The following is a 20,360-nucleotide window of genomic DNA, read 5'->3' on the forward strand; positions in this document are numbered from 1 at the left end:
ATCTCCGAGTGTTACTAGTGACGCGCGACACCGACGTCGCCCAGTCAGAAGCGATAACGTCAAAGATTCTCGAAACCAGTCCGGTCGGTATCGCTGTTTTCGATGGAGACGCTCGAATCGTCCGCGTCAACGACCGCCTCGCTGACCTGCTGGGTGCGACGAAAGCCGAGATACTCAAGGGGGCGAGCGAGCTGCAAGAGTGGCCGGTGTACGACGAAGACGGAAACCACGTCCCGAAAGCAGAACTCCCGATTCGCCAGGCCATTCTCACGGGCAAACCGATATACAATCAGGCCTATCAGGTTCCTCGAAACGACGACGAGCTGTTCTGGTGTTCGCTGAGCGCCTCGCCTATCTTCGACGAGGACGGCTCCGTCGCGTTCGTGGTCGTCTCGGTAGAGGACATCACGGAGGCGAAACGACGCGAGCAGGTCCTCGAAACCCAGACCCAGGAGTTAGAGACGGTCAATCAGATAAACCGCATCATCCGCGACATCAACCGGTCGCTCGTGTCCGCGACCACGCGCGGAGAGATAGAGCAGGCGGTCTGTGACTGTATCGTGAAGTCTGGGCTGTACGCCTTCGCCTGGATTGGCGAGCGCCACAGCAGCGGCGTCGGGTTGGTCCCCCGGGCGCGGGCCGGGGTCGACGACCGCTACTTTGCGACCCTCGAACGACTCGCGACAAACCATCCCGAACGGTCCGAATCCTGGCCGTCCACCATGGCGCTCACGACGGGGGAGTTGATGTTCGAACCCGACGTCGCGGCCACCGAGTCGATTCCGGAGTCGATTCGCGCCGAATCGCTGCGACTCGGCGGCGAGTCGGCCGTCGCCATCCCGCTTCGCTACGACGAAACCGTCTACGCAGTGCTCGTCGTTGCGTCCACTCGAGAAGCAGCCTTCGCCGAGCGCGAACTCGACGTGCTCACCGAACTCGGCGAGAGCATCGGCTACGCCATCAACGCGATTCAGGCGCGACGGCTACTGTTCTCGAACTCGGTCATCGAACTCGAATTCGAACTCACGAACCGGGACGCTGTGTTCGCCCGTCTCTCGAAGGACGGTGACTGTAGAATCCAATTCAAGCAGATGGTGGCTGGCCGCGACGGGAGCCTGTTGCTCTACTGTGGCATCACGGGGGCAACGGCCGAAACCATCGAATCGCTGGCCGGTGAGTTTCCCGAAATCGAACAGTGCCGGCTCATCCGCAAGGACGACGAGGAGACGCTGTTCGAGTTCGTCGTCTTCTCCCCGTCAGCGGTCAAGTCGTTGATGGACCTCGGTGGGCACATCTCCGCAACCGTCGCAGACCGGGGCGTGAGTCGCATTCGCGTCGAGTTCCCACCAGACGCCGACGTCAGAGCGGCTGTCAACGCCGTCCGCGACCTGTACCCTGACGCGAAACTCGTCGCCAAGCGAGAACGCGACAACCCCGTCGAGACCACCCGCGAGTTCAGGCACAAACTCGACGAGCAGCTCACCGACCGCCAGCGCTCGGCGCTCAGAGCAGCCTACTACGCGGGCTACTTCGACTGGCCGCGGGGCTCGACGGCTGAGGAAATCGCAGCGTCGATGGGTATCTCCTCGGCGACGTTCCACCAGCATCTCCGGGCCGCACTCCGCAAACGCTTCTCTGCGTTCTTCGGTGACGACACTGACGAGACCACGAACCTAATTACATAGGCATATTATTTGTTGCCACGGCTGGCATAGCAGGTGATACCTCTCCGGGAGAGAGGTGCCTCTATTGCGGTACGGAAGGTGGGGTAGGGGGGAGGGGCCGTTTCCGGCGCCTTCTGCCACTCCACAGTGGACAAAGTGACACACATCTCGGAGTAGCATACTCATTTAGGGAGTGGTACGGTTAAACGTGACTATAAGTGACACACGGAAAGTACAAGCCTCAGTCACTCTCACCGTGACCGGCACGATGTTCGCTGATGAGACGGTCTATCATCGCCTCCTGCTGTGCCTTTTCGCGTTCTTCTGCGCGCTCGTTCCAGGCGTCGATGACCGCTTCGACGTCGCTTTCACGCGCCACCGCGAGGTCGTCAATCTCCTGAATTGACACTTCCTCCGCAGACCCGACGGGGATGTCGTGTTCAAACAGTACCGCGTCGGCAGCATCAGAGAGCATCCCGTACTTGAGCACGACGCGCGGTTCGGTCGCCGCGAGCGCCTCAGCCGTGCTCCGGCCCGCGCCGCTCGCGTCTCGCAGGAGAATCACGTCCGCCTTTGCGAGGCCGTACCGTTCTTGCGTGTCGGCGATGGCTCCCTTCGTGAACTGCGCGATTGGCTTTACCGACACGAGGTCCTCGTTCTCCGCGGCAACGTCTGCGAAGTTCGAGTGGTCGATGCGCCAGAGTTCTTTCAGGCGCTCCAGTTTGTCGCGCAACTTCTCGCTCGTCTCTTTTTCCGTGGCGAGTTCGCGTTTCAGACGGTCTGTCTCGCGTTCGAGACGGGTTATTTCGCGGCGCTCTCTGGCTTCTTTTCGCTCCTCGCGGCGGGCCGTCGAGAGTTCTTTCTCGTACTCCTGTACCCGCTCGTTTTTCGTGGCAATCGTGTTCCGAAGGTCCTCGACGTGCGATTGGAGGCGGTTGACCTGCGCTTCGAGGCGCTTGATGCGCTTTTCCTCTTTGGTCAGTTCACGTTCGGTGTGTTCTGACTGCTGCTCTTCCGAGTCGTCTTCCGCCAGCAGGTCGTCGAGAACGCCCTCCACCGACTCGCCGCCGGCCACTACCCGTGCGGTTACTTCGCCGCGGTCTACGGGCGCGGGCACCTTCTTCGCGATGCGGTCGAACTGGTCTTCGTGGGCGTCGTAGGCGAACAACGCCGCGGCCATCGCGTCGCGTTCGTGGTCGTTGTCGTATCCCTCCTGGCGCGTCCGGTGTTGTTTTTCGTCGACAGGGAGGTCGCGCTGTGGAACCCACGCCGCCGCGTTGAAACTCCGGCGTATCTTCTCGACTGTTTCGGGCATCGGCGTCACGTCGGCGGCGACGAGAATGGGCCGCCCGTGTTCGATGATCCACTCGATGACGTCAGCGGTGTCCGCGGTGCGCGTAGAGAGGACGTCGAGCACTTCGCCGTCCAAGCCGACGATGGCCACCGCCGTGGTCGTGCCGGGGTCGATACCGACGAGGACGTGGTCGCGTCGCTTTGCGAGCGGCCGAAACTCGATGCCGTCGCGTCGCTCGCGCTCCATCTCCACGCGCACGTCGCCAGAGCGGTGGGTCGTCACCGGAATCTCGTCCGGGCGGCCTTCGACCCGGAAGACGGCGTTCGCGTACCCCCCGTATTTTTCGGTAACGTCCTTCTCGAAGTCGAGGCCAACGTCCTTGAGCGTGGCTTCGACCTCACGGGACCGGGTGCGGACCGCGCCGTGAATCCGCCGCGTGAAGCGGTCTTCGCTCCAGCCACCCTTGCCGGTCGAGCGGCCCCGCGAGACCTTGATTCGCGTCGTGTTGGTGAACGCAGAGACTTCGTACCCCACGTTCGCGGCGGCGAGGCGGGCAGCGGCCTCCGCCTCCTTCATCGGGTCCTTGCCGTAGGGGACGCCGTGACGGGCGGCGACCCGAGAGAGCGGTTCCGGGCGCTCGTCGCCGGTCACCTGGACGAGTTTCGTCTCGCTCGGGAGTTCCTGCAGGAAGTGGACGAGGGCGTCCTTGTCCGCCGCGAGTTCGTACATGTTGTCAGTCGCGACGATGGCCGGCTTCTCGCGTTGGATGAGCCGACAGAGCTTGCGAAAAGTGACGACGTCGCGGTCGAGCGACTCTCCTTCGAAGGCGACGAGGGCGAAGGAAGGCGCATCACCCCGGATGTCGCCGCTTTGCACGTCGACCCCGAAAATCAGGGCGTCGAGGGCACTCGTTCGAGTACTCACACACTTGGGTAGGGCGTCATGTGACTTATACTGTCGTCTGTAACGTTTTCACGATACTCGACACCCGCTGGTGTCGGATTCTTCAGTGCTTACAGACGACAGTACAGCGAATGGGGGGGTTCACTTCACGCGGTTTGCTTGACGACGCCGCCGAAGAAGACGGCCGCGAGCAGGGCGAAGACGACGAGCACGCGCCACCCGGCGGCGTAGCCGCTCGCGTCCGCGACGTAGCCAAAGAGCGGTGGGATGACGAGCGCGCCGGAGTTGAGCGCGGTCTGTGCGCCGGCGGTCGCCGCCCCCACCTCGCTCGGTGCGACGAGCATCGTCACAGAGGCGTGGTACAGACCCGTGAACCCGAGGACGGAGAGGCCGAGCAGGGCGAACACGGCGATGGCGGCGAAGCGGGCGTCCATCATCGGCAGGACGAAGAACAGCGCCGCAGAGCAGATCGCGAGCACGACCATGATGAGGGCGCTGGCGTTCACGGGGTCACCCGGGAGGCGGTCTGCGAGGCCGCCAAAGGCCACCCGACCGGTGCTCCCCATCACCTGCACGAGCGCGAGGGTGAGGCCCGCAACCCCCACGGAAATCGACACGGATTCGGTGAGGTAGGGGACGAGGTAGCCGGTCATCGTGAACAGTGTCGCCGCGAGAAAGAGGCCACCGACGATGAGCAGGACGTAGGCGCGATTGTCGGCGAGGCCGCGCACGTCCGGAATCGAGATGGTGCCCGAACCGTCGTGCTCGTTGGGATAGCCCCGCGAGAACGCGGCGGTCACGAAGAACGCGAGGCCGGCAGCGACGTAGAACCCGGCGTCCCATGGCACGCCGGCGCGTGCGGCGAGGCCGGTGACGACGAGCGCGCTCGCCCCGGCCCCGGCGGAGACGCCGACCTGTTTCACGCCGAGAGCGAGATTGCGATGGGAATCAGGGACGCCCTCGACGATGGCGCGATTGGTCGCGGGCATGGCCGAGGCGTAGGCCGCCCCGAGCGCGAACACCGCCCCCAGCAGGAAGGCGAACGAGGAGGCGAGAGTGACGCCGAGGACGCCGAGCGCGAGGGCGACGAGGCCGCCGATCATGACGCGTTTCTCGCCGAGGCCGTCCACGGCCGCCCCCATCGGGAACAGAAACAGGGTGTACCCGAGAGTGAGTGTCGAGACGACGATACCGAGGGAGAACTTAGAGAGCCCGAATCCAGACTGGATGAGTCCGGTGGCGGCGAACACGCTGTAGTAGCAGACGCTCGCGGCGACTTGCCAGGCGAGAATGACGCCGACGGTTCGCCGTGCCTCAGTCATCCGGGTAGGGGACATCCACGGTTTGCCCGTCGTGAGGGACGAACACGTCACCGTCGAAAGCGGCAACAGCGTCGCTGTGGATGGCCCCGGCGTTCCCGGCGTAGCGCGAAGAGATGTGCGTAAGCGCGAGGCGTTTGACGCCGGCTTGCTGAGCGACTTCGCCCGCCTCGGTGCCAGTCGAATGACCCGTCTCGCGGGCGCGGTCGGCGCGTTCGTCGTCGAACGTCGCGTCGTGGATGAGCAGGTCTGCGTCCGTCGCGGCCTCGACGACGCTCTGGGCGGGGCGAGTGTCCCCGGTGTAGACCACGCGGCGGCCGGGGCGGGGTTCGCCGACAACCTGTTCCGGTTCGACGACCGTGCCGTCGTCGAGTTCGACGGGGTTGCCCGCGTGGAGTTCCTGAAACAGCGGCCCGACGGGGACGCCGAGTTCCTCTGCGCGCTCGCGGTTGAACCGCCCTTTGCGGTCTTCTTCGACGAGGGCGTAACCGACCGAGGTGGTGCGGTGGTCTGTTTCGAAGGTTCTGACTTCGTACTCCTCGCCCCCGTGGGCGACCTCGTCCGGTTCGACTTCGTTGATGTGGACGGGGTAGGAGGGGCGTGCGCCCGTGGCTTCGACGAGGTTGCGAATCTCGCGGCGGGTTCCCGTCGGCGTGTGGATGGTGAGCGGGTCGTCGCGGCCGTTGAAATCCCACGTCTGGACGAGGCCGGGGATCCCGAGGACGTGGTCCCCGTGGAGGTGCGTGACGAAGAGGTGAGAGACGGCAAAACCGGTTCCAAAGCGCATCATCTGTCGCTGGGTGCCTTCGGCGGCGTCGAACAGCAATCGCTCGCCTTCGCGGTTGACCATCAGCGCACTGGGATTGCGCTCGGTGGTCGGCACCGCCCCACTCGTTCCGAGAAACGTCACGCGCATGGCCCGAATTTGGGCGGTGAAGCATTAAACGCGCTTCGGAAACGGGCCGTAAGTCAGGCGAAACCGGTCGCAACCCGGTCGCGACGAAATCGTTGTTCGAAGGCGAGTTCTTATCAGTCAGAGAGTTTTTGAAAACATTGTATGTCTACAAAACTGATTGGTTCGCTGCTGGTGGCAGCCATGCTCGTGCTCGCTGGCTGCACCGGCGGCATGGGACCAGCCGACGACACCACGACGGCAGCGGGAGACGGTGACCCATCCGAGACGGGGACGGTCAACTTCTTCATCTCCGACCAGGAGAACGCCATCTCCGCGTTCTCGCACCTGAACGTGACCGTCGATGCGGTGTCGTTCCGTAAGGCGGGGAGTGACGACGGAGGCGACGACGAGAAATCGACCACGGCTGAGACTGCAACGACCACGGCTGAAACGACCTCGGCCGAGGCGACCACACAGGCCGACACGACAACCGAGACGGAAACCGAAGCCGAGACAGAAACCACGGAAACCGAGTCAGAAGACGGTGACGACTCCGGCTGGGAGACCTACGAGGTCGATTCGAAGACCTTCGACCTGACCGAGCTACAGGGTGAGAACGCACAGAAGCTCGCCGCCTTCGACCTCGAATCCGGCACCTACACCGAGGTTCGCCTCCACATCTCCGACGTGGACGGAACGCTCAAAGACGGTGAGGAAGTGTCGGTGAAACTCCCGAGCGACACGCTCAAAATCAAGTCCGAGTTCACGCTCGACGCCGAATCCGAGGTGGACTTCGTCTACGACATCTCCGTCCGTTCGGCGGGCAACAGCGGCAAATACGTCATCCAACCGGTCGTGAAGGAGTCCGGCGTGAACGTCCCGTACACCGACATCGGGAGCGACGAGGGTGACGAGGAAACCGACAGCGCAGACGGTGACCTGTCGCTCGAACTCGTCGGCGACGCCGTCGCCGGCGAAGAAGCCACCGTGAAAGTGACGCAGGCCGGCGAACCCGTCGCGAACGCAAACGTCACGGTCAACGGCGAAGCCGCCGGAACGACCGGCGAAGACGGAACCGTCTCGTTCACCGTCCCCGTCGGGTCCGAGGTGAACGTCGAAGCGACGTCAGGCGAGGCCGAAGGCGAACTCGACGTTTCGCTCGAAGGGACTGCAGGCGTATCGAGCGACTCCCTCGCCCCGCTCGCATAATCGACCGATTCTTACCCCCACATTTCCTTCTATGCGGTAATGGACGGGCCGCTGTGGACCGATACGCACGCGCCGGCACTCTCAGACCTCCCCCAGCCGGAGGTCCGCGACTACCTCACGCGGGCCGTAGACGAGCCGATTAACCTCGTTCTGCACGGCCCACAGGGCAGCGGGAAGACCGCCGCCGTGCGTGCGCTCGCGAGAGAAGCACACGACGACCCGGACAACGATTTGGTAGAAATCAACGTCGCCGACTTCTTCAACCGAACCAAAAAGGAGATTACGAACGACCCGCGCTTCGAGCACTTCCTCACTGGAAAGAGCGACCTGCCGAAACGCGACATGATAAACCACGTCCTCAAGGAGTCTGCGAGTTACGCGCCGGTGTCGGGCACCTACAAGACCATCCTGCTCGATAACGCGGAAGCCATCCGCGAGGACTTCCAGCAGGCGCTGCGACGGGTGATGGAGCGCCACCACAAGACGACCCAGTTCGTCGTCACGACCCGGCAACCGACGAAGCTGATTCCGCCCATCAAGTCGCGCTGTTTCCCGGTTCCTGTCCGCGCACCGACGGCGAAGGAAAGCGCAGAAGTCCTGCGTCGAATCGTCGAAGCCGAAGAAGTCGAGTACGAGGAAGACGGCATCCAGTACCTCGCTGGCTACGGCGGTGGTGACCTGCGCAAGGCCATCCTCGGCGCACAGACCACGTTCGAAGACGCTGGTGAAATCACCATGCAGACCGCCTATGAGGCACTCGGCGAGATTGGCAACAAAGAGCAGGTCGAGACGATGGTCGCGAAGGCCGAAAAGCGGGAGTTCACGGACGCGCGCAAAATTCTCGACGACCTGCTCGTAGACGAGGGCTACAGTGGCAGTGAAATTTTACAGGACATCCTCGGGGTGGCGCGGTCGCGCTACAGCGGCGATAATCTGGCTCGGCTTTACGAGATTGCCGGTGAGATTGATATGGATTTGGCGGAGGGGACGAGCGACCGAATTCACATCTCGCACCTGCTCGCTGAGATAGGGCGGTAGTCGCTCACTTTTTCCCACCAGCCAATCGCGTCGCCTCCGGGCGCAGCCGAAGTCTCAACATGGAGAGCGTGCCGAGCAGTGGCCCAATCGCGAGTGGGGCGAACGCCCACTGCCAGCCGACGAGGTCCACGAGGACAGGAACCAGTTGAATCGAGGCGATAGTGAGCAGGAAGCCGAGGGCGGTCTGGAGGGTGAGCGCCGTCCCGACGTAACTCGATTCGGCGAGTTCCGTGACCGCGACCGAGAACTGGGCGGAGTCGGCGACGATGGTGAATCCCCAGAGGAGGACGAACGGCGCGAGAATCCAGAGCGGTGCGCCGAAGACGAACCCGGCGGCGAGACAGCTCAGGCCGCTCACGCCCATACTGACGCTCGTGACCGTGGTTCGACCGAGGCGGTCTGCGGCGAGGCCGGCGACCATTGCGCCCGCGCCGCCGATGGCGATGGTGCCAAAGGCGAGCAGGCCGGCGGTTCGCTGTGAGCCGGGGGTTCCGGCGGCGAGGCTGGCGACGAGGAAGACGGGAATCCACGTCCAGACGGCGTAGAGTTCCCACATGTGGCCGAAGTAGCCGCCGTTCGCGAGCAGGGTCGGACGGTCACGAAGAATGCGGACGACGGCGCGCGGGTCGAACGGGGCGGCGGGCGACTGGTAGGGGCCTTCGGTCACGAACAGCGCGAGGGCTGCGCCGACGGTGGCGACGCCCGCCGCGCCGAAGAGGACGAGTCGCGGGTTGTCGACACCGCCGATGACGCGGATGAGGTGGGGCAGGGCCGAGCCGACGGTGAGCGCCCCGACCAGAACGCCGACGGCCATGCCCCGCCCGGCGCGGAACCACCCGGCCATGAGTTTCATCCCCGGTGGGTAGACGCCGGCGAGCATCATGCCGGTCAGGAAGCGCAGGACGACGGCGGGAAGGAGCGATTCGACGAACGCGGCGATGGCGGCGGTTGCCGCCGCGCCGACGAGGGCCGCACCGGCGACGAGGTACTTCGGCGTAATCACGTCGGAGATGGTGAACGCCGCAGAGAGGAGTGCCCCGGTGACGAAGCCGAGTTGGACGGCGTTCGTGAGCCACGCCGTCTCCGCAGGCGTGAGGTCCCACGCCGCGGCGAGTTCCGGGGCCGCCGCCGTCGCCGAGAACCACAGCGACATTATCAAAAGCTCCGCCGTGGCGATGAGCAAGAGCATCCGAAGACGGCGGGTGGACGAAACGCCCGTCATTATTCAGAACGATGACAGGCGACGGCTAAAGGCTTGCCCGCGCGTGTGAGGAGCGCGCAGCCCGTACAGCATTTTTTTTGGTCGAAACCGTTTATCAAAAATTCTGGGTTGGCACACTGACACAAATGACAGAACGTTCAGTCTAAAAGAGTGTAACACAGCTCTTTCCGCTGGTTTTTATACATTGTGCAGCCGACCTATATGGTTAGCGTACGTGAATTATTGACCAAAAGACATTTACTCGGACTCGCGGTTACACACGGTGATGTTGACGAGTGGCCGACGAACCTCCCTCCAGGTTCTCGGTACCCTGGTGGGGACGGACAGATACGACACAGGATTGACAGCACAGTCGCGGTTCGCGACCAAGGAGTGCGTGTAGCATGAGCGACCAGCCCTCCAAGCGTGGTCCTCGACCGTCTCGACGACACCTGCTCGCGCTCGGCGCGTCACTCGGCCTCGCGGGGTGCATGGACATCACCTCCGGGTTCGAAAAGTGGCGACAGGACGGGCCTGCGACCACTTCGACGAACACCCCGGCAGCGACGTCGACCGCAACCCCACAGACTGAGACGGCCACAGAGACGGAGACAGAAACGCCCGAACCGGTCGAAGAAGCCGTAAACGGCGTCCCAATAAAGCGCACCGAGTTCACGTATCGCGAACTGCCCTACGAAGAACGTCCTCAGTTCTTCGGGCAGTACCGTGACGCGAAGCCACAGTGTGACAAAACCGTCTCACAGGTCAACGAACTGCCCGACCTCATCCCGGCGACGGTCGGCGACCACACCGGTCACTTTCCGCTCCGGACGACACGTTGGCTGCTTCGCTGCCTGCACTGTTATCGCGAAAGCGGAAAACAGGGCTACCTCGACCGCGCAGAGGAGTTCTCCCAGGCGCTCGTAGACGACGCCGCGATTGGCCCAAACGACGGCATCTACTTCTCGTATCGTCTCGACAAGGCGGGGTCGAGCGCCGACCTGAAAGCGCCGTGGTACTCGGGAATGTGCCAGGGCGTCGGCCTCTCTGCATACACTTACTTCCACGAGCTCACGGGCGACGACAAGTACCTGGACTTAGCAGAGCGGGTGTTCCAGACGTTCAAGTCCGTAAAGCGGACCACTGACGGCCCGTGGACGACGATGGTCGACCCAAACGGCTACTACTGGGTCGAGGAGTATCCCTTCGAACCGCCGACGCACGTTATAAACGGCAAGTGTATCGGCATCTGGGGGCTGTACGACTACTGGCTGCACACCGAATCTGCGGAGGCGAAGTTACTCCTCGACGCCACGCTCACCACGGTGCAGAACTACGCCGACCACTGGCGCGTCCCCGGTGAAGTGAGCTACTACGGACTCGACGGCTACCGGCGCTGGCAACTCGGCCAGACCGACCGGTATCCGGACCCGTACCGTGGCAACGACTACTACCACGGCGTCCACCTCATCCAGATAGACAAGCTCTACAAGCTCACCGGCGACGAGTTCTTCAAGCAGATGTGGGAACGCTACAAGTCGGACGACCCCGGCGACATGTCCTGACCACGTGGCCAGCTTTTATTCGAGCACGAGAATGTGGCGGGTCAGCGTGCCGTGAACGTACCGCTCGAACGAGTGAGTGACTTCCCAGCCAGCCGCTCGCGCTTCCTCGGCCCACGGGCGGTCCGCGACGAGGACGCACTTCTCTCCGACGCGCCTCGCTTCCGCGAGCGCACCGGCTACGAGGTCCGCGAGGTCGAGGTTCGCGATTTTCGACTGGCGACCGTACGGCGCGTCGAACACGACGGCGTCAACCGAATCGTCACGGAGGGCGAGGGCAGTCGCATCGCCGCGCACGATGCCGAAGTCCGCGTCATCGGGCAGCAGTTCGGTGAGATTCTGCTTCGTGCCCCGAACCATCTTCCACTGGGCGTCGTTGCCGACGAGACGCGCCCCCACGAGACCGCCTTCGAGGAGGACGCCGCCAGTTCCGCACATCGGGTCTAGAAGGGTGCGCCCCGGGCCGGCCCCGGCGATGTTCACGAGCGCCCGGGCGAGCAGCGGTTCCATCGACCCGGGCTGGAAGAAGGGACGGGCGGTCGGATTGCGGTCACCGTAGTCGCGGAGGCTCGCGGCAGCTTCCCAGCCGAGTGCGCAGACGTCGTCTGCGAACAGCGCGCGGAGGGTGTGGTCGGGGTCGTCCAAATCGACGGTGAACCCGCGGTCTACGAGCACGCCACCGAGCACGCGCTCTGCCTGCTGGGTGCTCACGTTCGCCGTATTCTGGATGTCCCGGGCGCGGACGGCGACGCTCCCCTCACGGTCGAACGTCGCGGATTCGAGCAGCAGGCGGGCGCTCTCGACGGAGGCATCGGTGTGGCCCACGAGTTCGTTCGCGCGGTGGGTGTAGGCGAGACGCGCGATGGCCGCGGCGTCGATGCTCCCGGCGCGGACGAGGCCGGTGGCCATCGGGGTCACCGCTGTCGCCGCGCTCTCGGCCTCGCAGGCGGCGAAAGCGTGGTCTTCACCACCGAGTTCCAGGACGTACACGATGCGCACTCTGGAACCTCGAACAAAGAGCGTATCGGTTAAATACGCCGAAACCTGTCAACGGCTGGCACCAACATTTATAAACCTTAAATACAAGTTTTTAAACGAAACATGACTGACCCCAAGGAGACTATTAATATTGAGAACGTGGTTGCCTCCACAGGCATCGGTCAGGAACTCGACCTTCAGTCTGTCGCGATGGACTTAGAAGGTGCCGACTACGACCCCGAACAGTTCCCCGGTCTCGTTTACCGCACCCAGAACCCGAAGTCTGCCGCACTCATCTTCCGCTCTGGCAAAATCGTCTGCACCGGTGCAAAGAGCACCGACGACGTCCACGAGAGCCTGAACATCGTGTTCGACAAGCTCCGTGAACTCAACATCAACGTAGACGAGGACCCTGAAATCGTCGTCCAGAACATCGTCACGAGCGCGGACCTCGGTCGCAACCTGAACCTGAACGCAATCGCCATCGGGCTCGGCCTCGAAAACATCGAGTACGAACCAGAGCAGTTCCCCGGCCTCGTCTACCGCCTCGACGAGCCGAAAGTCGTCGCCCTGCTGTTTGGCTCCGGCAAACTCGTCATCACGGGTGGGAAGAAACCGGTCGACGCAGAACACGCCGTCGACAAGATCGTCTCGCGCCTCGAAGAACTCGGCCTGCTCGAGTAACTTCCGGCACACACAAGCCTTTTCGCACTCTCACAGACGAGTATGGACTCTACCGCACTGCAGGTCGTCCCAGCCGAAGGCGGCCCGCTCGCGGTCGCTGGGACGTTCGTCCTTGGGGCGCTTTTCTACGCACTCACCGCGCACATCGCCGCCCGGTACGTCCTCGGCGACGTACCGCCGACCCGTGCACTCATGGTCGGCCCCGTGCCGGCACTGGTGACGATTCTCCTCCAGCAATACCCCGTCGCCGTAATGTTGCTCATGGGATTCATCGCCGACTTTCTGGCGATTCGGTTCATCTACCGCGTGCGGCTCAAAACAGGTGGTCTCATCGCCGTCGTCCACTACACCGTCACGGTGTTGCTCGCGCTCGTCCTCGCGAACCTCGTGGCGCTACTCGGAACCGCACCGACCTGAAAAATCCAGTTTCTATTCGACCAATCGCTCGATTTCCGTCACGAGAATCCCCGACGCGCCGAGTTGCTTTACCTCCGTGATGGTCTCGAACACGTCGCGCTCGTCCACGACCACATGGACAGCGACGTTGTCTCCGCCCGCGATATCCATCACCGTCGGGCCGCCGAGGCCGGGCAATGCCTCGCGAATGGCGTCGAGCTGGTCGCGAGGTGCGTTCATCATCAGGTAGCGCTTGCCCTCCGCGTGGAGCACGGAGTCGAGCGCCGTCTTGATTTGCCCCACTTTCTCGTCCTCGACGACGTCCTCGCGAGCGAACAGGCGCACGGAGCTGCCCAAGACTTCATCAAGGATAGCGAGGCGATTGACGCGTAGCGTCGTCCCGGTGGAGGTGATGTCGATGATGGCGTCGGCCATGTCCACGTGCGGTGTGAGTTCGGTCGCCCCAGTGACCTCCACGATGTCCGGGTCGATGTCCCGCTCTGCGAAGTAGTTGCGCGCGATGTTCGGGAACTCCGTGGCGACGGTCTTCCCATCTAAGTCGTAAATCTCCTCGATGTCGCCGTCTTCGGGCGCGGCGAGCACGAGGCGACACTGCCCGTAGCCGAGGTCCAGCAGGTCGACGAGGTTCGAGACGCCCGACTCGTGGACCTGGTCTAGGCCGGTGATGCCCACGTCCGCCGCGCCGTCTGCGACGTACTCGGGGATGTCCGCGGCGCGGACGAAGAGAATAGTGACAGCTGGGTCGACCGTACTGGCGTAGAGTTTGCGGTCTGCGCCGTCCACGACGTGCAGCCCTGCGCGTTCGAGCAGGTCAATCGTCGGGTCGTGCAGTCGGCCTTTGTTCGGCACAGCGATGCGCATTGGCTGGGCCTTTGCGTGGCGAAGCAAACTGTCTTTCCCTCCCGGAGTATTTTTCTCACCCAGATGAAGACTGTGTGACGTATTCGGATTGAAGGGTATCCTTCGCTGCAAACCATTCCAACCAATTCACTCAACGACCAATACTTCTCAAACCGACTTAAATGAAGAGAGACTGCTAGGAGAAATTATATGAGATGAGAACGTGTCAACAATATGTCAAGCATAGATAAATTTGGAGGGACGTATCTAAGCGCCAACATAGCAATTGGAATTAGTGCAGTCGCCACCGTATTTATTGCAATAGCGGCAAGTGAGTTTATAGACAAAAGTATTGCATTAATTATCGCAATCTCAATAGGAGTTGTATTGGCGATTGGCTTGTACAGATTTATTAGAGGACCCTAACCGATCAAACCAATCGCCTCTACAAGCAGGTCTGAGTCGGCACGTTTTCAACACCCGCGACAGAATCTCCGGCCATGACCACGCTCCAGATTACCGGCGGGAAGGTCCTCCTGCCGGACCTCTCGGTCGAAGACGCAGACGTGCTCGTAGACCAGGACGCGGGCACGATTCTCGCTGTGGGCGACGTCGAAGCAGGCGACGAGACCTTAGACGTCTCCGGGTCGCTCGTCATGCCGGGGCTCGTGAACGCCCACTGCCACGCCGCGATGACCCTGCTCCGGGGCTACGCCGACGACAAGCCGCTCATGGACTGGCTCCAGGAGGACATCTGGCCGGCAGAGGCGCAGTTGACGCCCGAAGACGTGCGCGTCGGGACCGAGTTGGGCATCGTGGAGATGCTCAAGGCTGGCGTCACGACGTTCGCGGATATGTACTTCGAGGTGCCCGAAGTTTCGGCGGCAGTCGAGGACCTCGGCGTCCGCGCCCGCATCGGCCACGGAATCGTGACCATCGGCAAGGACGAGGACGACGCCTGGGACGACATCGAGGAATCCATCGAGGTGGCCTCCGAGTTCGACGGCGCGGCAGGCGGGCGCATCAAGACGGCAGTGATGCCACACAGTCTCACGACGGTCGGCGAGGAGTACTACCGCGAGTTCCTGCCCGAGGTGCGCGAGGCGGGGCTTCCGGTCCACTACCACGCGAACGAGACGTTAGGTGAAGTCGAGCCAATCGTGGAGGAGCACGGCGAGCGTCCAATCGAGTACGCCGCAGACCTCGGGATGCTCGACGCGGGCGACTTCTTCGCCCACGGCGTGCACCTGGACGAGACCGAGATTTCGGTGCTCGCAGCCCACGACGCCTCGGTCGTCCACTGCCCGGCGTCGAACATGAAGCTCGCGAGCGGGATGGCCCCCGTGCAGGCACTCCGCGATGCGGGCGTGACCGTCGCGCTCGGCACCGACGGCGCGGCCTCGAACAACGACTTAGACCTGTTCGACGAGATGCGCGACGCGGCCATGCTCGGGAAACTCGCCACCGGTGATGCGAGCGCCGTCCCCGCCGAGGCCGTCGTGGAGATGGCGACGCAGGGTGGCGCGGACGCCCTCGGGTTCGACGTGGGACGCATCGAGGCGGGGGCGAAAGCCGACTTCGCCGTCGTGGACTTCGAGGCTCCGCACCTGACTCCGGCCCACGACTACGTGAGCCACCTCGCCTACGCCGTCCGCGGGTCTGACGTGCGCCACACCGTCTGCGACGGACATATCCTCATGCGCGACCGCGATGTGCTCGTCTGCGACGAGGCCGCGGTGCGCGAGCGGGCGGCAGAACACGCCGCAGCGCTCGTCGACCGCGCCTGAGCGGTCGACTCGCCGGTTGGCCACCGAACGTACAGAAAATCTAACAGTTAGGGTTTGTGAAACGACGGCCTATTTGTCGTCAATTATAAGGGTAGAAATAAACGTATAGAGTCGTCTCTAAACGGTCTTGAGGAATCTCTACCGCCATATCTCGTCGCATGAACTGAACGAACAACGAAAAACTGAACTGAACAGAAATCTGTATTTATCTCGTTTCCAGAATATCGTTGTCTCGATGAATTCGAAACCGAAGTTGTTCGCCATCGCAGCCGTGATGGCGTTGTTGCTCGCGACGGTCGGCCCCGTGGCCGCGTTCGCGGGTGACGAGACAGCGGGCAACGATTCGATGAGTACAGCTGGAAACGACGCACCGCTCGCGGTGCACGTCACAGAGACGGATACCGACGTGACCGTCACCGTGACCAACGCGAGTGAACCCGTCTCGAACGCGAACGTGACCGTCGCGCCGGTGGGCGACGCCACCTACGACGGTGCTGGTGAGTACACAACCGACGAGAACGGGACCGTTTCACTCCCCGTTCCGGGCGAACAGGTCGAAGTCGAAATCGTCGCCACGAGCGGTGACGAGCGCGTGACCACGACCACCGTGCTCGGCGACTGGCGACCGACCGTGGACGGCGACGCACCGTTCGGCCAGCACGTCTCACGGTTCGTCCACTACCTGTTAGACCGCGATGATTTAGACGACGACAAGCCGTTCGGGCAGATGGTTCGCGAGTTCGTCCACGAACAGAAACAGCGGGCGGACAAGCACGCGAAGAAACACGACGACGAGAGTGAGAGCGCGGATGAAGAGTCCGACCGCGAGGACAAACGTCCCGACCACGCGAAGGATAAGGCGGACAAGGAAGACAAGCGCCCCGACCACGCCGGACCGAAGGACGGCCACGAGCGCGGCACTGACAAGACATCTGACGACGGCGAGAACGAGGATAGCGAAACCGACGACGAAGACGAAGCGGAGAACAGCGACGCGGAAAACTGAAGTAGAGTCCGCGAAACGGGCACTCCGCGGTCGGAGCTGAATCGCACGCAAACTGACCCATCTGAACTGTCAGTGGCACCCCGCTCCGAGTTCTCGGAGCCAGCACGTCGATTCGGGATGTGAGTTTTTCTGCGGGCTGTAGACGAGTCCGGTAGCGTTTTGACCCGCCTGTGCCATTCTTCCGCCATGAGTGACGCTTATCCGCCTGTCAGCGAGCACCTCGACGATGTCGAGGCCGCCCGCAAAGAGGGCCGTCGCAAGATGGACTGGGCGCTCCAGCACATGCCCATCCTCCAGGCACTCCGCGAGACGTACAAAGCCGAGAAACCGTTCGCCGGCCAAGTCATCGGCATGGCGATGCACGTCGAGGCGAAGACCGCGAACCTCGTCGAACTGCTCGCCCTCGGCGGCGCAGAAGTCGCCATCACGGGGTGCAATCCGCTCTCGACGCACGACGACGTGAGCGCCGCGCTCGATAACAACGACAACATCACCTCCTACGCCGTCCGCGGCGTTGACAGCGACGAGTACTACGACGCTATCGAGGCTGTCATCGCCCACGCACCCACCATCACCGTCGACGACGGGATGGACATGGTCGCCGCGATTCACGAGAACCATCCGGAACTCATCGATTCCATCATCGGCGGCGCAGAGGAGACGACGACGGGTGTCCACCGCCTGCGGGCGATGGACCGCGACGGGGAACTCAAGTACCCAATCTTCGCCGTCAACGACACGCCGATGAAGCGCCTGTTCGACAACATCCACGGCACGGGCGAATCGAGCCTCGCCACCATCGCCATGACGACGAACCTCTCGTACGCCGGGAAGACCGTCGTCGTCGCCGGCTACGGCTACTGTGGCAAGGGCGTCGCGAAGAAAGCCGCCGGGCAAAACGCGCACGTCGTCGTCACGGAAGTCGACCCACGCCGCGCCCTCGAAGCCCACATGGAAGGCTACGAAGTCATGCCGATGGCAGACGCCGCGGAGGTTGGTGACGTGTTCATCACGACCACCGGCAACCGCGACGTCATCACTGAGAGTCACTTCGAGGTCATGAAAGACGGCGTCCTCCTCGCGAACGCCGGCCACTTCGACGTCGAAATCAATCTCGACCAGCTCGAAGCGATGGCAGCGAACGTCTACGAAGCCCGCGACGGCGTCATGGCCTACGAACTCGAAGATGGCCGCGACCTGAACGTCCTCGCCGAGGGCCGCCTCGTCAACCTCGCGAGTCCAATCGCGCTTGGCCACCCGGTCGAAGTGATGGACCAGAGCTTCGGCGTGCAGGCCGTCGTCGTCGAGGAACTCGTCGAAAATGCAGAGAAATACGACGCCGGCGTCCACGACGTACCGGACGAACTCGACCGCCGCGTCGCAGAAATCAAGCTGGACGCAGAGGGCATCGACTTCGACGCCCTCACCGACGCCCAGTCAGCGTATCTCGGCTCCTGGGACCACGGGACGTAAGCCAGTGCCCTATTTTCCGCCGCGGACGACGTGGCCATACTTGAGCAGCGAGACGAACACCGCCCCACCGAGCGCGTTGCCCACCGTCGCGAGGGCGAGGAAGTGCAGGTAGTCGAGGAAGCCGAGTTCCGGCACGAGGAACAATCCGGCGAGCACCTCGACGTTGCCCGCGATGCTGTGAGGCAGGCCCGCGAGTCCGATAGTGACCGTTACGAGCCAAACGAAGAACACGCGGCTGATGGTCTCCTGGGCGGCCGCGACGAGCCACGAGAGCAGGCCCATGAGCCAGCCAGCGAGCACCGCGGCGGTGAACAACCCCCACGTCGAGTGTTCCGTGAGTTTGACCGCAATTTCTGCGAACGCAGAGGCGTCCGCGATGCCGTAGGAGGGCGCTGCGGTCACGGCGATGGCGGCGAAGATGATGCCGCCGACGATGTTCCCGACGTAGACGATGCCCCAGAGCCGCCCGAGTTGGGCGAGCGTCGCATCGCGATTGAGCACGGGTAACACGGCGAGGGTCGTGTGTTCGGTGAACAGTTCCGAGCGTCCGAGGACGACGAAGATGAAGCCGACGGCGTAGGCGTTGGCGAGCGCGATATGGAGCAGGGGTTCGCTCCAGAGGTCGCCAGCCATCGTGATGATGACGGCCATGAGCAGCGGCCCGAAGCCGATGTCGAGGCCCGCAGACAGCGCAGAGAGAAACAGCCCCTCGCGTGGTCGCCTGAGTTCGTTGAGTCCCTCGTCTATCTGCCGGGAAAGAATCGTCTTCGAGGAGGTTTGTTCGGTGGTTCCGCCATCGACCACTGGGTCGCCACTCATGACTCTCTAGGCGGGTGTTCTGCAATTCGCTACTAAAGTGGTTGGGCCGTTCACTGTCAGGTAGCGGTTTTTATACGTCCCCACCGACCAGATTCACGTACGAATGGCAAACTCCAACTCGAAGGGCAACCGCCGCGAGCGGGAACTCGTGAACCTGCTCGACGAAGCCGGGTTCGCGGTCATGCGCGCCCCCGCGAGCGGCGCGGCGACCACGCGAGAACTTCCGGACGTGCTCGCGGGCAACGGCGACGTGTTCTACGCCATCGAGGCGAAGGCGTCCTCCGGGCGGCCCATCTATCTCACGGGCGAAGAAGTCGAAGCTCTCGTCTACTTCTCACAGAATTTCGGCGCGAAACCGCGCATCGCCGTGCGCTTCGACCGCGAAGACTGGTACTTCTTCCACCCCGCAGACCTCTACGTCACCGATGGCGGGAACTACCGCGTGAAAAAGGAGACGGCACTCTCCGAGGGCGAAGACCTGGACGAACTGACCGGAAAATCGAAAAAGACGCGGCTCACCGACATCGGCGAGGACGCTTAACCGGTGGCACCGGCCGCCGGCTGTGGGGAGTCGTCGCCCGCGGCTTCGAGGGTCGCCGGTCGCGCGAGTCGCGAGTAGGGGAACGAGTAGCGGCGGAGTCGTGACCGTCGCAGCGTGTCTCGTGGGTAGACCGCCTCGACGACGAGGTCGTCGCGGTCGTACCGGTGGTTGCCGGGATAGCCCGCGACGGTCGTGTTCGCGGTGGGGATTTCGACTTCGTCCGCTCGGTCCGTGGTGACCCGATAAACGATGAGGGGGTCGCCCGTCTCGCGGTCGATTACCCGGTCGCCGGGTTCGAGTTTGTGCCCGGGACAGAGGAACGGTCGCGGCGCACCTCTGCGAGCCATGAGTCGGTCGCCACAGACGGCGCACTTCGTGGTGAACTTGCCCGGCGGCGGGACGCGCCCGAGGGTGATTTCGAGCGCGACCCGCCGCTGGTGTTTGCACTTCGCGTTTCTGAGTTCGTAGTCCGGACACGAACACTCGTGTTTTGCGAGGTCGACGACGTAGGTCGCGCCGCTCTCGCTATCGACGGCGTAGCGTCCATCAGGAAGCTGTCGGACGGCCATGCATTCCGTCCACGCACGTGCAGACCGACTATCCATTCTGGAGGTGTCGGGCGCGAGTGCGATTTTTCGTGCTGGTGACGCTGGTGTTGCTTGCAATGGCGTCATGATTGCTCCGTGGGTGGCGCACATCATCCGCCGTGGCGTCCGCCAACCACTCCACG

Annotated in this window: 19 protein-coding genes; 11 read left to right on the top strand and 8 right to left on the bottom strand. The window is 63.1% G+C overall.

Features of this window, described 5'->3' with window-relative positions:
* Positions 1–17 precede the first annotated feature (17 nt).
* Positions 18–1,685, top strand: coding sequence for a bacterio-opsin activator domain-containing protein (locus P1M51_RS14110; protein WP_276274624.1), 1,668 nt, complete (start codon positions 18–20; stop codon positions 1,683–1,685).
* Positions 1,686–1,905: 220 nt separating this feature from the next.
* On the opposite strand, the gene P1M51_RS14115 is transcribed toward P1M51_RS14110, so the two are convergent.
* The 3 genes from P1M51_RS14115 to rnz form a co-directional block, all read right to left on the bottom strand.
* Positions 1,906–3,882, bottom strand: coding sequence for a DUF460 domain-containing protein (locus P1M51_RS14115; protein ID WP_276245806.1), 1,977 nt, complete (start codon positions 3,880–3,882; stop codon positions 1,906–1,908).
* 125 nt (positions 3,883–4,007) lie between these two features.
* The gene (locus P1M51_RS14120; protein WP_276274625.1) at positions 4,008–5,183 is read right to left on the bottom strand and encodes an MFS transporter; all 1,176 of its coding nucleotides are present in this window, start codon (positions 5,181–5,183) and stop codon (positions 4,008–4,010) included.
* Entirely contained in the window at positions 5,176–6,096 is a 921-nt protein-coding gene (gene rnz / locus P1M51_RS14125; protein WP_276245808.1) for a ribonuclease Z, read from the bottom strand. Before rnz ends, P1M51_RS14120 begins: the two co-directional genes overlap by 8 nt.
* Before the next feature lie 141 nt (positions 6,097–6,237).
* Between rnz and P1M51_RS14130 the strand changes: the two genes are divergently transcribed.
* Together P1M51_RS14130 and P1M51_RS14135 are read left to right on the top strand one after the other, a co-directional pair.
* Entirely contained in the window at positions 6,238–7,284 is a 1,047-nt protein-coding gene (locus P1M51_RS14130) for a DUF4382 domain-containing protein (RefSeq protein ID WP_276245809.1), read from the top strand.
* A 39-nt stretch (positions 7,285–7,323) separates the two neighbouring features.
* Positions 7,324–8,322 carry an AAA family ATPase gene (locus tag P1M51_RS14135; RefSeq protein ID WP_276274626.1) on the top strand — a complete coding sequence of 333 codons (999 nt, stop codon included), beginning with the start codon at positions 7,324–7,326 and terminating at the stop codon, positions 8,320–8,322.
* Positions 8,323–8,326: 4 nt separating this feature from the next.
* Here P1M51_RS14135 and P1M51_RS14140 read toward each other — a convergent pair whose 3' ends face one another.
* Complete coding sequence (locus P1M51_RS14140; protein WP_276245811.1) at positions 8,327–9,544, bottom strand: MFS transporter; 1,218 nt, start codon at positions 9,542–9,544, stop codon at positions 8,327–8,329.
* A 383-nt stretch (positions 9,545–9,927) separates the two neighbouring features.
* Between P1M51_RS14140 and P1M51_RS14145 the strand changes: the two genes are divergently transcribed.
* Positions 9,928–11,088: a D-glucuronyl C5-epimerase family protein gene (locus P1M51_RS14145; RefSeq protein ID WP_276274627.1), complete on the top strand. Its 1,161-nt coding sequence runs from the start codon at positions 9,928–9,930 to the stop codon at positions 11,086–11,088.
* A 15-nt stretch (positions 11,089–11,103) separates the two neighbouring features.
* Here P1M51_RS14145 and P1M51_RS14150 read toward each other — a convergent pair whose 3' ends face one another.
* Positions 11,104–12,075 (bottom strand): methyltransferase domain-containing protein, encoded by a 972-nt coding sequence (locus P1M51_RS14150; protein ID WP_276248447.1) that lies wholly within the window; start codon positions 12,073–12,075, stop codon positions 11,104–11,106.
* Between the two features lie 111 nt (positions 12,076–12,186).
* On the opposite strand from P1M51_RS14150, the gene P1M51_RS14155 reads away from it, so the two are divergent.
* Together P1M51_RS14155 and P1M51_RS14160 are read left to right on the top strand one after the other, a co-directional pair.
* On the top strand, positions 12,187–12,747 hold the full coding sequence (locus P1M51_RS14155; protein WP_276245813.1) for a TATA-box-binding protein: 561 nt from the start codon (positions 12,187–12,189) through the stop codon (positions 12,745–12,747).
* 42 nt (positions 12,748–12,789) lie between these two features.
* Entirely contained in the window at positions 12,790–13,164 is a 375-nt protein-coding gene (locus tag P1M51_RS14160) for a hypothetical protein (RefSeq protein WP_276245814.1), read from the top strand.
* A 12-nt stretch (positions 13,165–13,176) separates the two neighbouring features.
* Here the strand turns inward: P1M51_RS14160 and hisG are convergent, their stop codons facing one another.
* On the bottom strand, positions 13,177–14,025 hold the full coding sequence (gene hisG / locus P1M51_RS14165; protein ID WP_276245815.1) for an ATP phosphoribosyltransferase: 849 nt from the start codon (positions 14,023–14,025) through the stop codon (positions 13,177–13,179).
* A gap of 213 nt (positions 14,026–14,238) precedes the next feature.
* Between hisG and P1M51_RS14170 the strand changes: the two genes are divergently transcribed.
* From P1M51_RS14170 to P1M51_RS14185, 4 genes are all read left to right on the top strand, one after another.
* Positions 14,239–14,430 carry a hypothetical protein gene (locus tag P1M51_RS14170; protein ID WP_276274628.1) on the top strand — a complete coding sequence of 64 codons (192 nt, stop codon included), beginning with the start codon at positions 14,239–14,241 and terminating at the stop codon, positions 14,428–14,430.
* 74 nt (positions 14,431–14,504) lie between these two features.
* Positions 14,505–15,791: an amidohydrolase gene (locus P1M51_RS14175; protein WP_276245817.1), complete on the top strand. Its 1,287-nt coding sequence runs from the start codon at positions 14,505–14,507 to the stop codon at positions 15,789–15,791.
* Between the two features lie 235 nt (positions 15,792–16,026).
* A complete protein-coding gene (locus P1M51_RS14180) occupies positions 16,027–16,797 on the top strand; it encodes a hypothetical protein (RefSeq protein WP_276274629.1) in 771 nt (256 codons plus the stop codon).
* A 186-nt stretch (positions 16,798–16,983) separates the two neighbouring features.
* Complete coding sequence (locus P1M51_RS14185) at positions 16,984–18,270, top strand: adenosylhomocysteinase (RefSeq protein WP_276274630.1); 1,287 nt, start codon at positions 16,984–16,986, stop codon at positions 18,268–18,270.
* Positions 18,271–18,279: 9 nt separating this feature from the next.
* Here P1M51_RS14185 and P1M51_RS14190 read toward each other — a convergent pair whose 3' ends face one another.
* Positions 18,280–19,089, bottom strand: coding sequence for a formate/nitrite transporter family protein (locus P1M51_RS14190; protein ID WP_276274631.1), 810 nt, complete (start codon positions 19,087–19,089; stop codon positions 18,280–18,282).
* A gap of 103 nt (positions 19,090–19,192) precedes the next feature.
* On the opposite strand from P1M51_RS14190, the gene hjc reads away from it, so the two are divergent.
* Positions 19,193–19,630 (top strand): Holliday junction resolvase Hjc, encoded by a 438-nt coding sequence (hjc, locus tag P1M51_RS14195; RefSeq protein ID WP_276245821.1) that lies wholly within the window; start codon positions 19,193–19,195, stop codon positions 19,628–19,630.
* Here hjc and P1M51_RS14200 read toward each other — a convergent pair.
* Positions 19,627–20,199, bottom strand: a complete 573-nt coding sequence (locus tag P1M51_RS14200; protein WP_276274632.1) for an SWIM zinc finger family protein — start codon at positions 20,197–20,199, stop codon at positions 19,627–19,629. The two genes, hjc and P1M51_RS14200, sit on opposite strands and share 4 nt — an antisense overlap.
* Positions 20,200–20,360: the final 161 nt, after the last annotated feature.

Source organism: Haladaptatus sp. QDMS2 (genome assembly GCF_029338295.1).
Taxonomy (GTDB): Archaea; Halobacteriota; Halobacteria; order Halobacteriales; family Halococcaceae; genus QDMS2.

Excerpts from the sequence above, each read along its gene's own strand:
- P1M51_RS14120 (WP_276274625.1), bottom strand. The coding sequence starts at position 5,183 with ATGACTGAGGCACGGCGAACCGTCGGCGTCATTCTCGCCTGGCAAGTC.
- hisG (WP_276245815.1), bottom strand. The coding sequence starts at position 14,025 with ATGCGCATCGCTGTGCCGAACAAAGGCCGACTGCACGACCCGACGATT.
- P1M51_RS14180 (WP_276274629.1), top strand. The coding sequence starts at position 16,027 with ATGAATTCGAAACCGAAGTTGTTCGCCATCGCAGCCGTGATGGCGTTG.
- rnz (WP_276245808.1), bottom strand. The coding sequence starts at position 6,096 with ATGCGCGTGACGTTTCTCGGAACGAGTGGGGCGGTGCCGACCACCGAG.
- P1M51_RS14145 (WP_276274627.1), top strand. The coding sequence starts at position 9,928 with ATGAGCGACCAGCCCTCCAAGCGTGGTCCTCGACCGTCTCGACGACAC.
- P1M51_RS14175 (WP_276245817.1), top strand. The coding sequence starts at position 14,505 with ATGACCACGCTCCAGATTACCGGCGGGAAGGTCCTCCTGCCGGACCTC.
- P1M51_RS14155 (WP_276245813.1), top strand. The coding sequence starts at position 12,187 with ATGACTGACCCCAAGGAGACTATTAATATTGAGAACGTGGTTGCCTCC.
- P1M51_RS14170 (WP_276274628.1), top strand. The coding sequence starts at position 14,239 with ATGTCAAGCATAGATAAATTTGGAGGGACGTATCTAAGCGCCAACATA.
- P1M51_RS14130 (WP_276245809.1), top strand. The coding sequence starts at position 6,238 with ATGTCTACAAAACTGATTGGTTCGCTGCTGGTGGCAGCCATGCTCGTG.
- P1M51_RS14160 (WP_276245814.1), top strand. The coding sequence starts at position 12,790 with ATGGACTCTACCGCACTGCAGGTCGTCCCAGCCGAAGGCGGCCCGCTC.
- P1M51_RS14185 (WP_276274630.1), top strand. The coding sequence starts at position 16,984 with ATGAGTGACGCTTATCCGCCTGTCAGCGAGCACCTCGACGATGTCGAG.
- P1M51_RS14190 (WP_276274631.1), bottom strand. The coding sequence starts at position 19,089 with ATGAGTGGCGACCCAGTGGTCGATGGCGGAACCACCGAACAAACCTCC.
- P1M51_RS14200 (WP_276274632.1), bottom strand. The coding sequence starts at position 20,199 with ATGGCCGTCCGACAGCTTCCTGATGGACGCTACGCCGTCGATAGCGAG.
- hjc (WP_276245821.1), top strand. The coding sequence starts at position 19,193 with ATGGCAAACTCCAACTCGAAGGGCAACCGCCGCGAGCGGGAACTCGTG.
- P1M51_RS14135 (WP_276274626.1), top strand. The coding sequence starts at position 7,324 with ATGGACGGGCCGCTGTGGACCGATACGCACGCGCCGGCACTCTCAGAC.
- P1M51_RS14140 (WP_276245811.1), bottom strand. The coding sequence starts at position 9,544 with ATGACGGGCGTTTCGTCCACCCGCCGTCTTCGGATGCTCTTGCTCATC.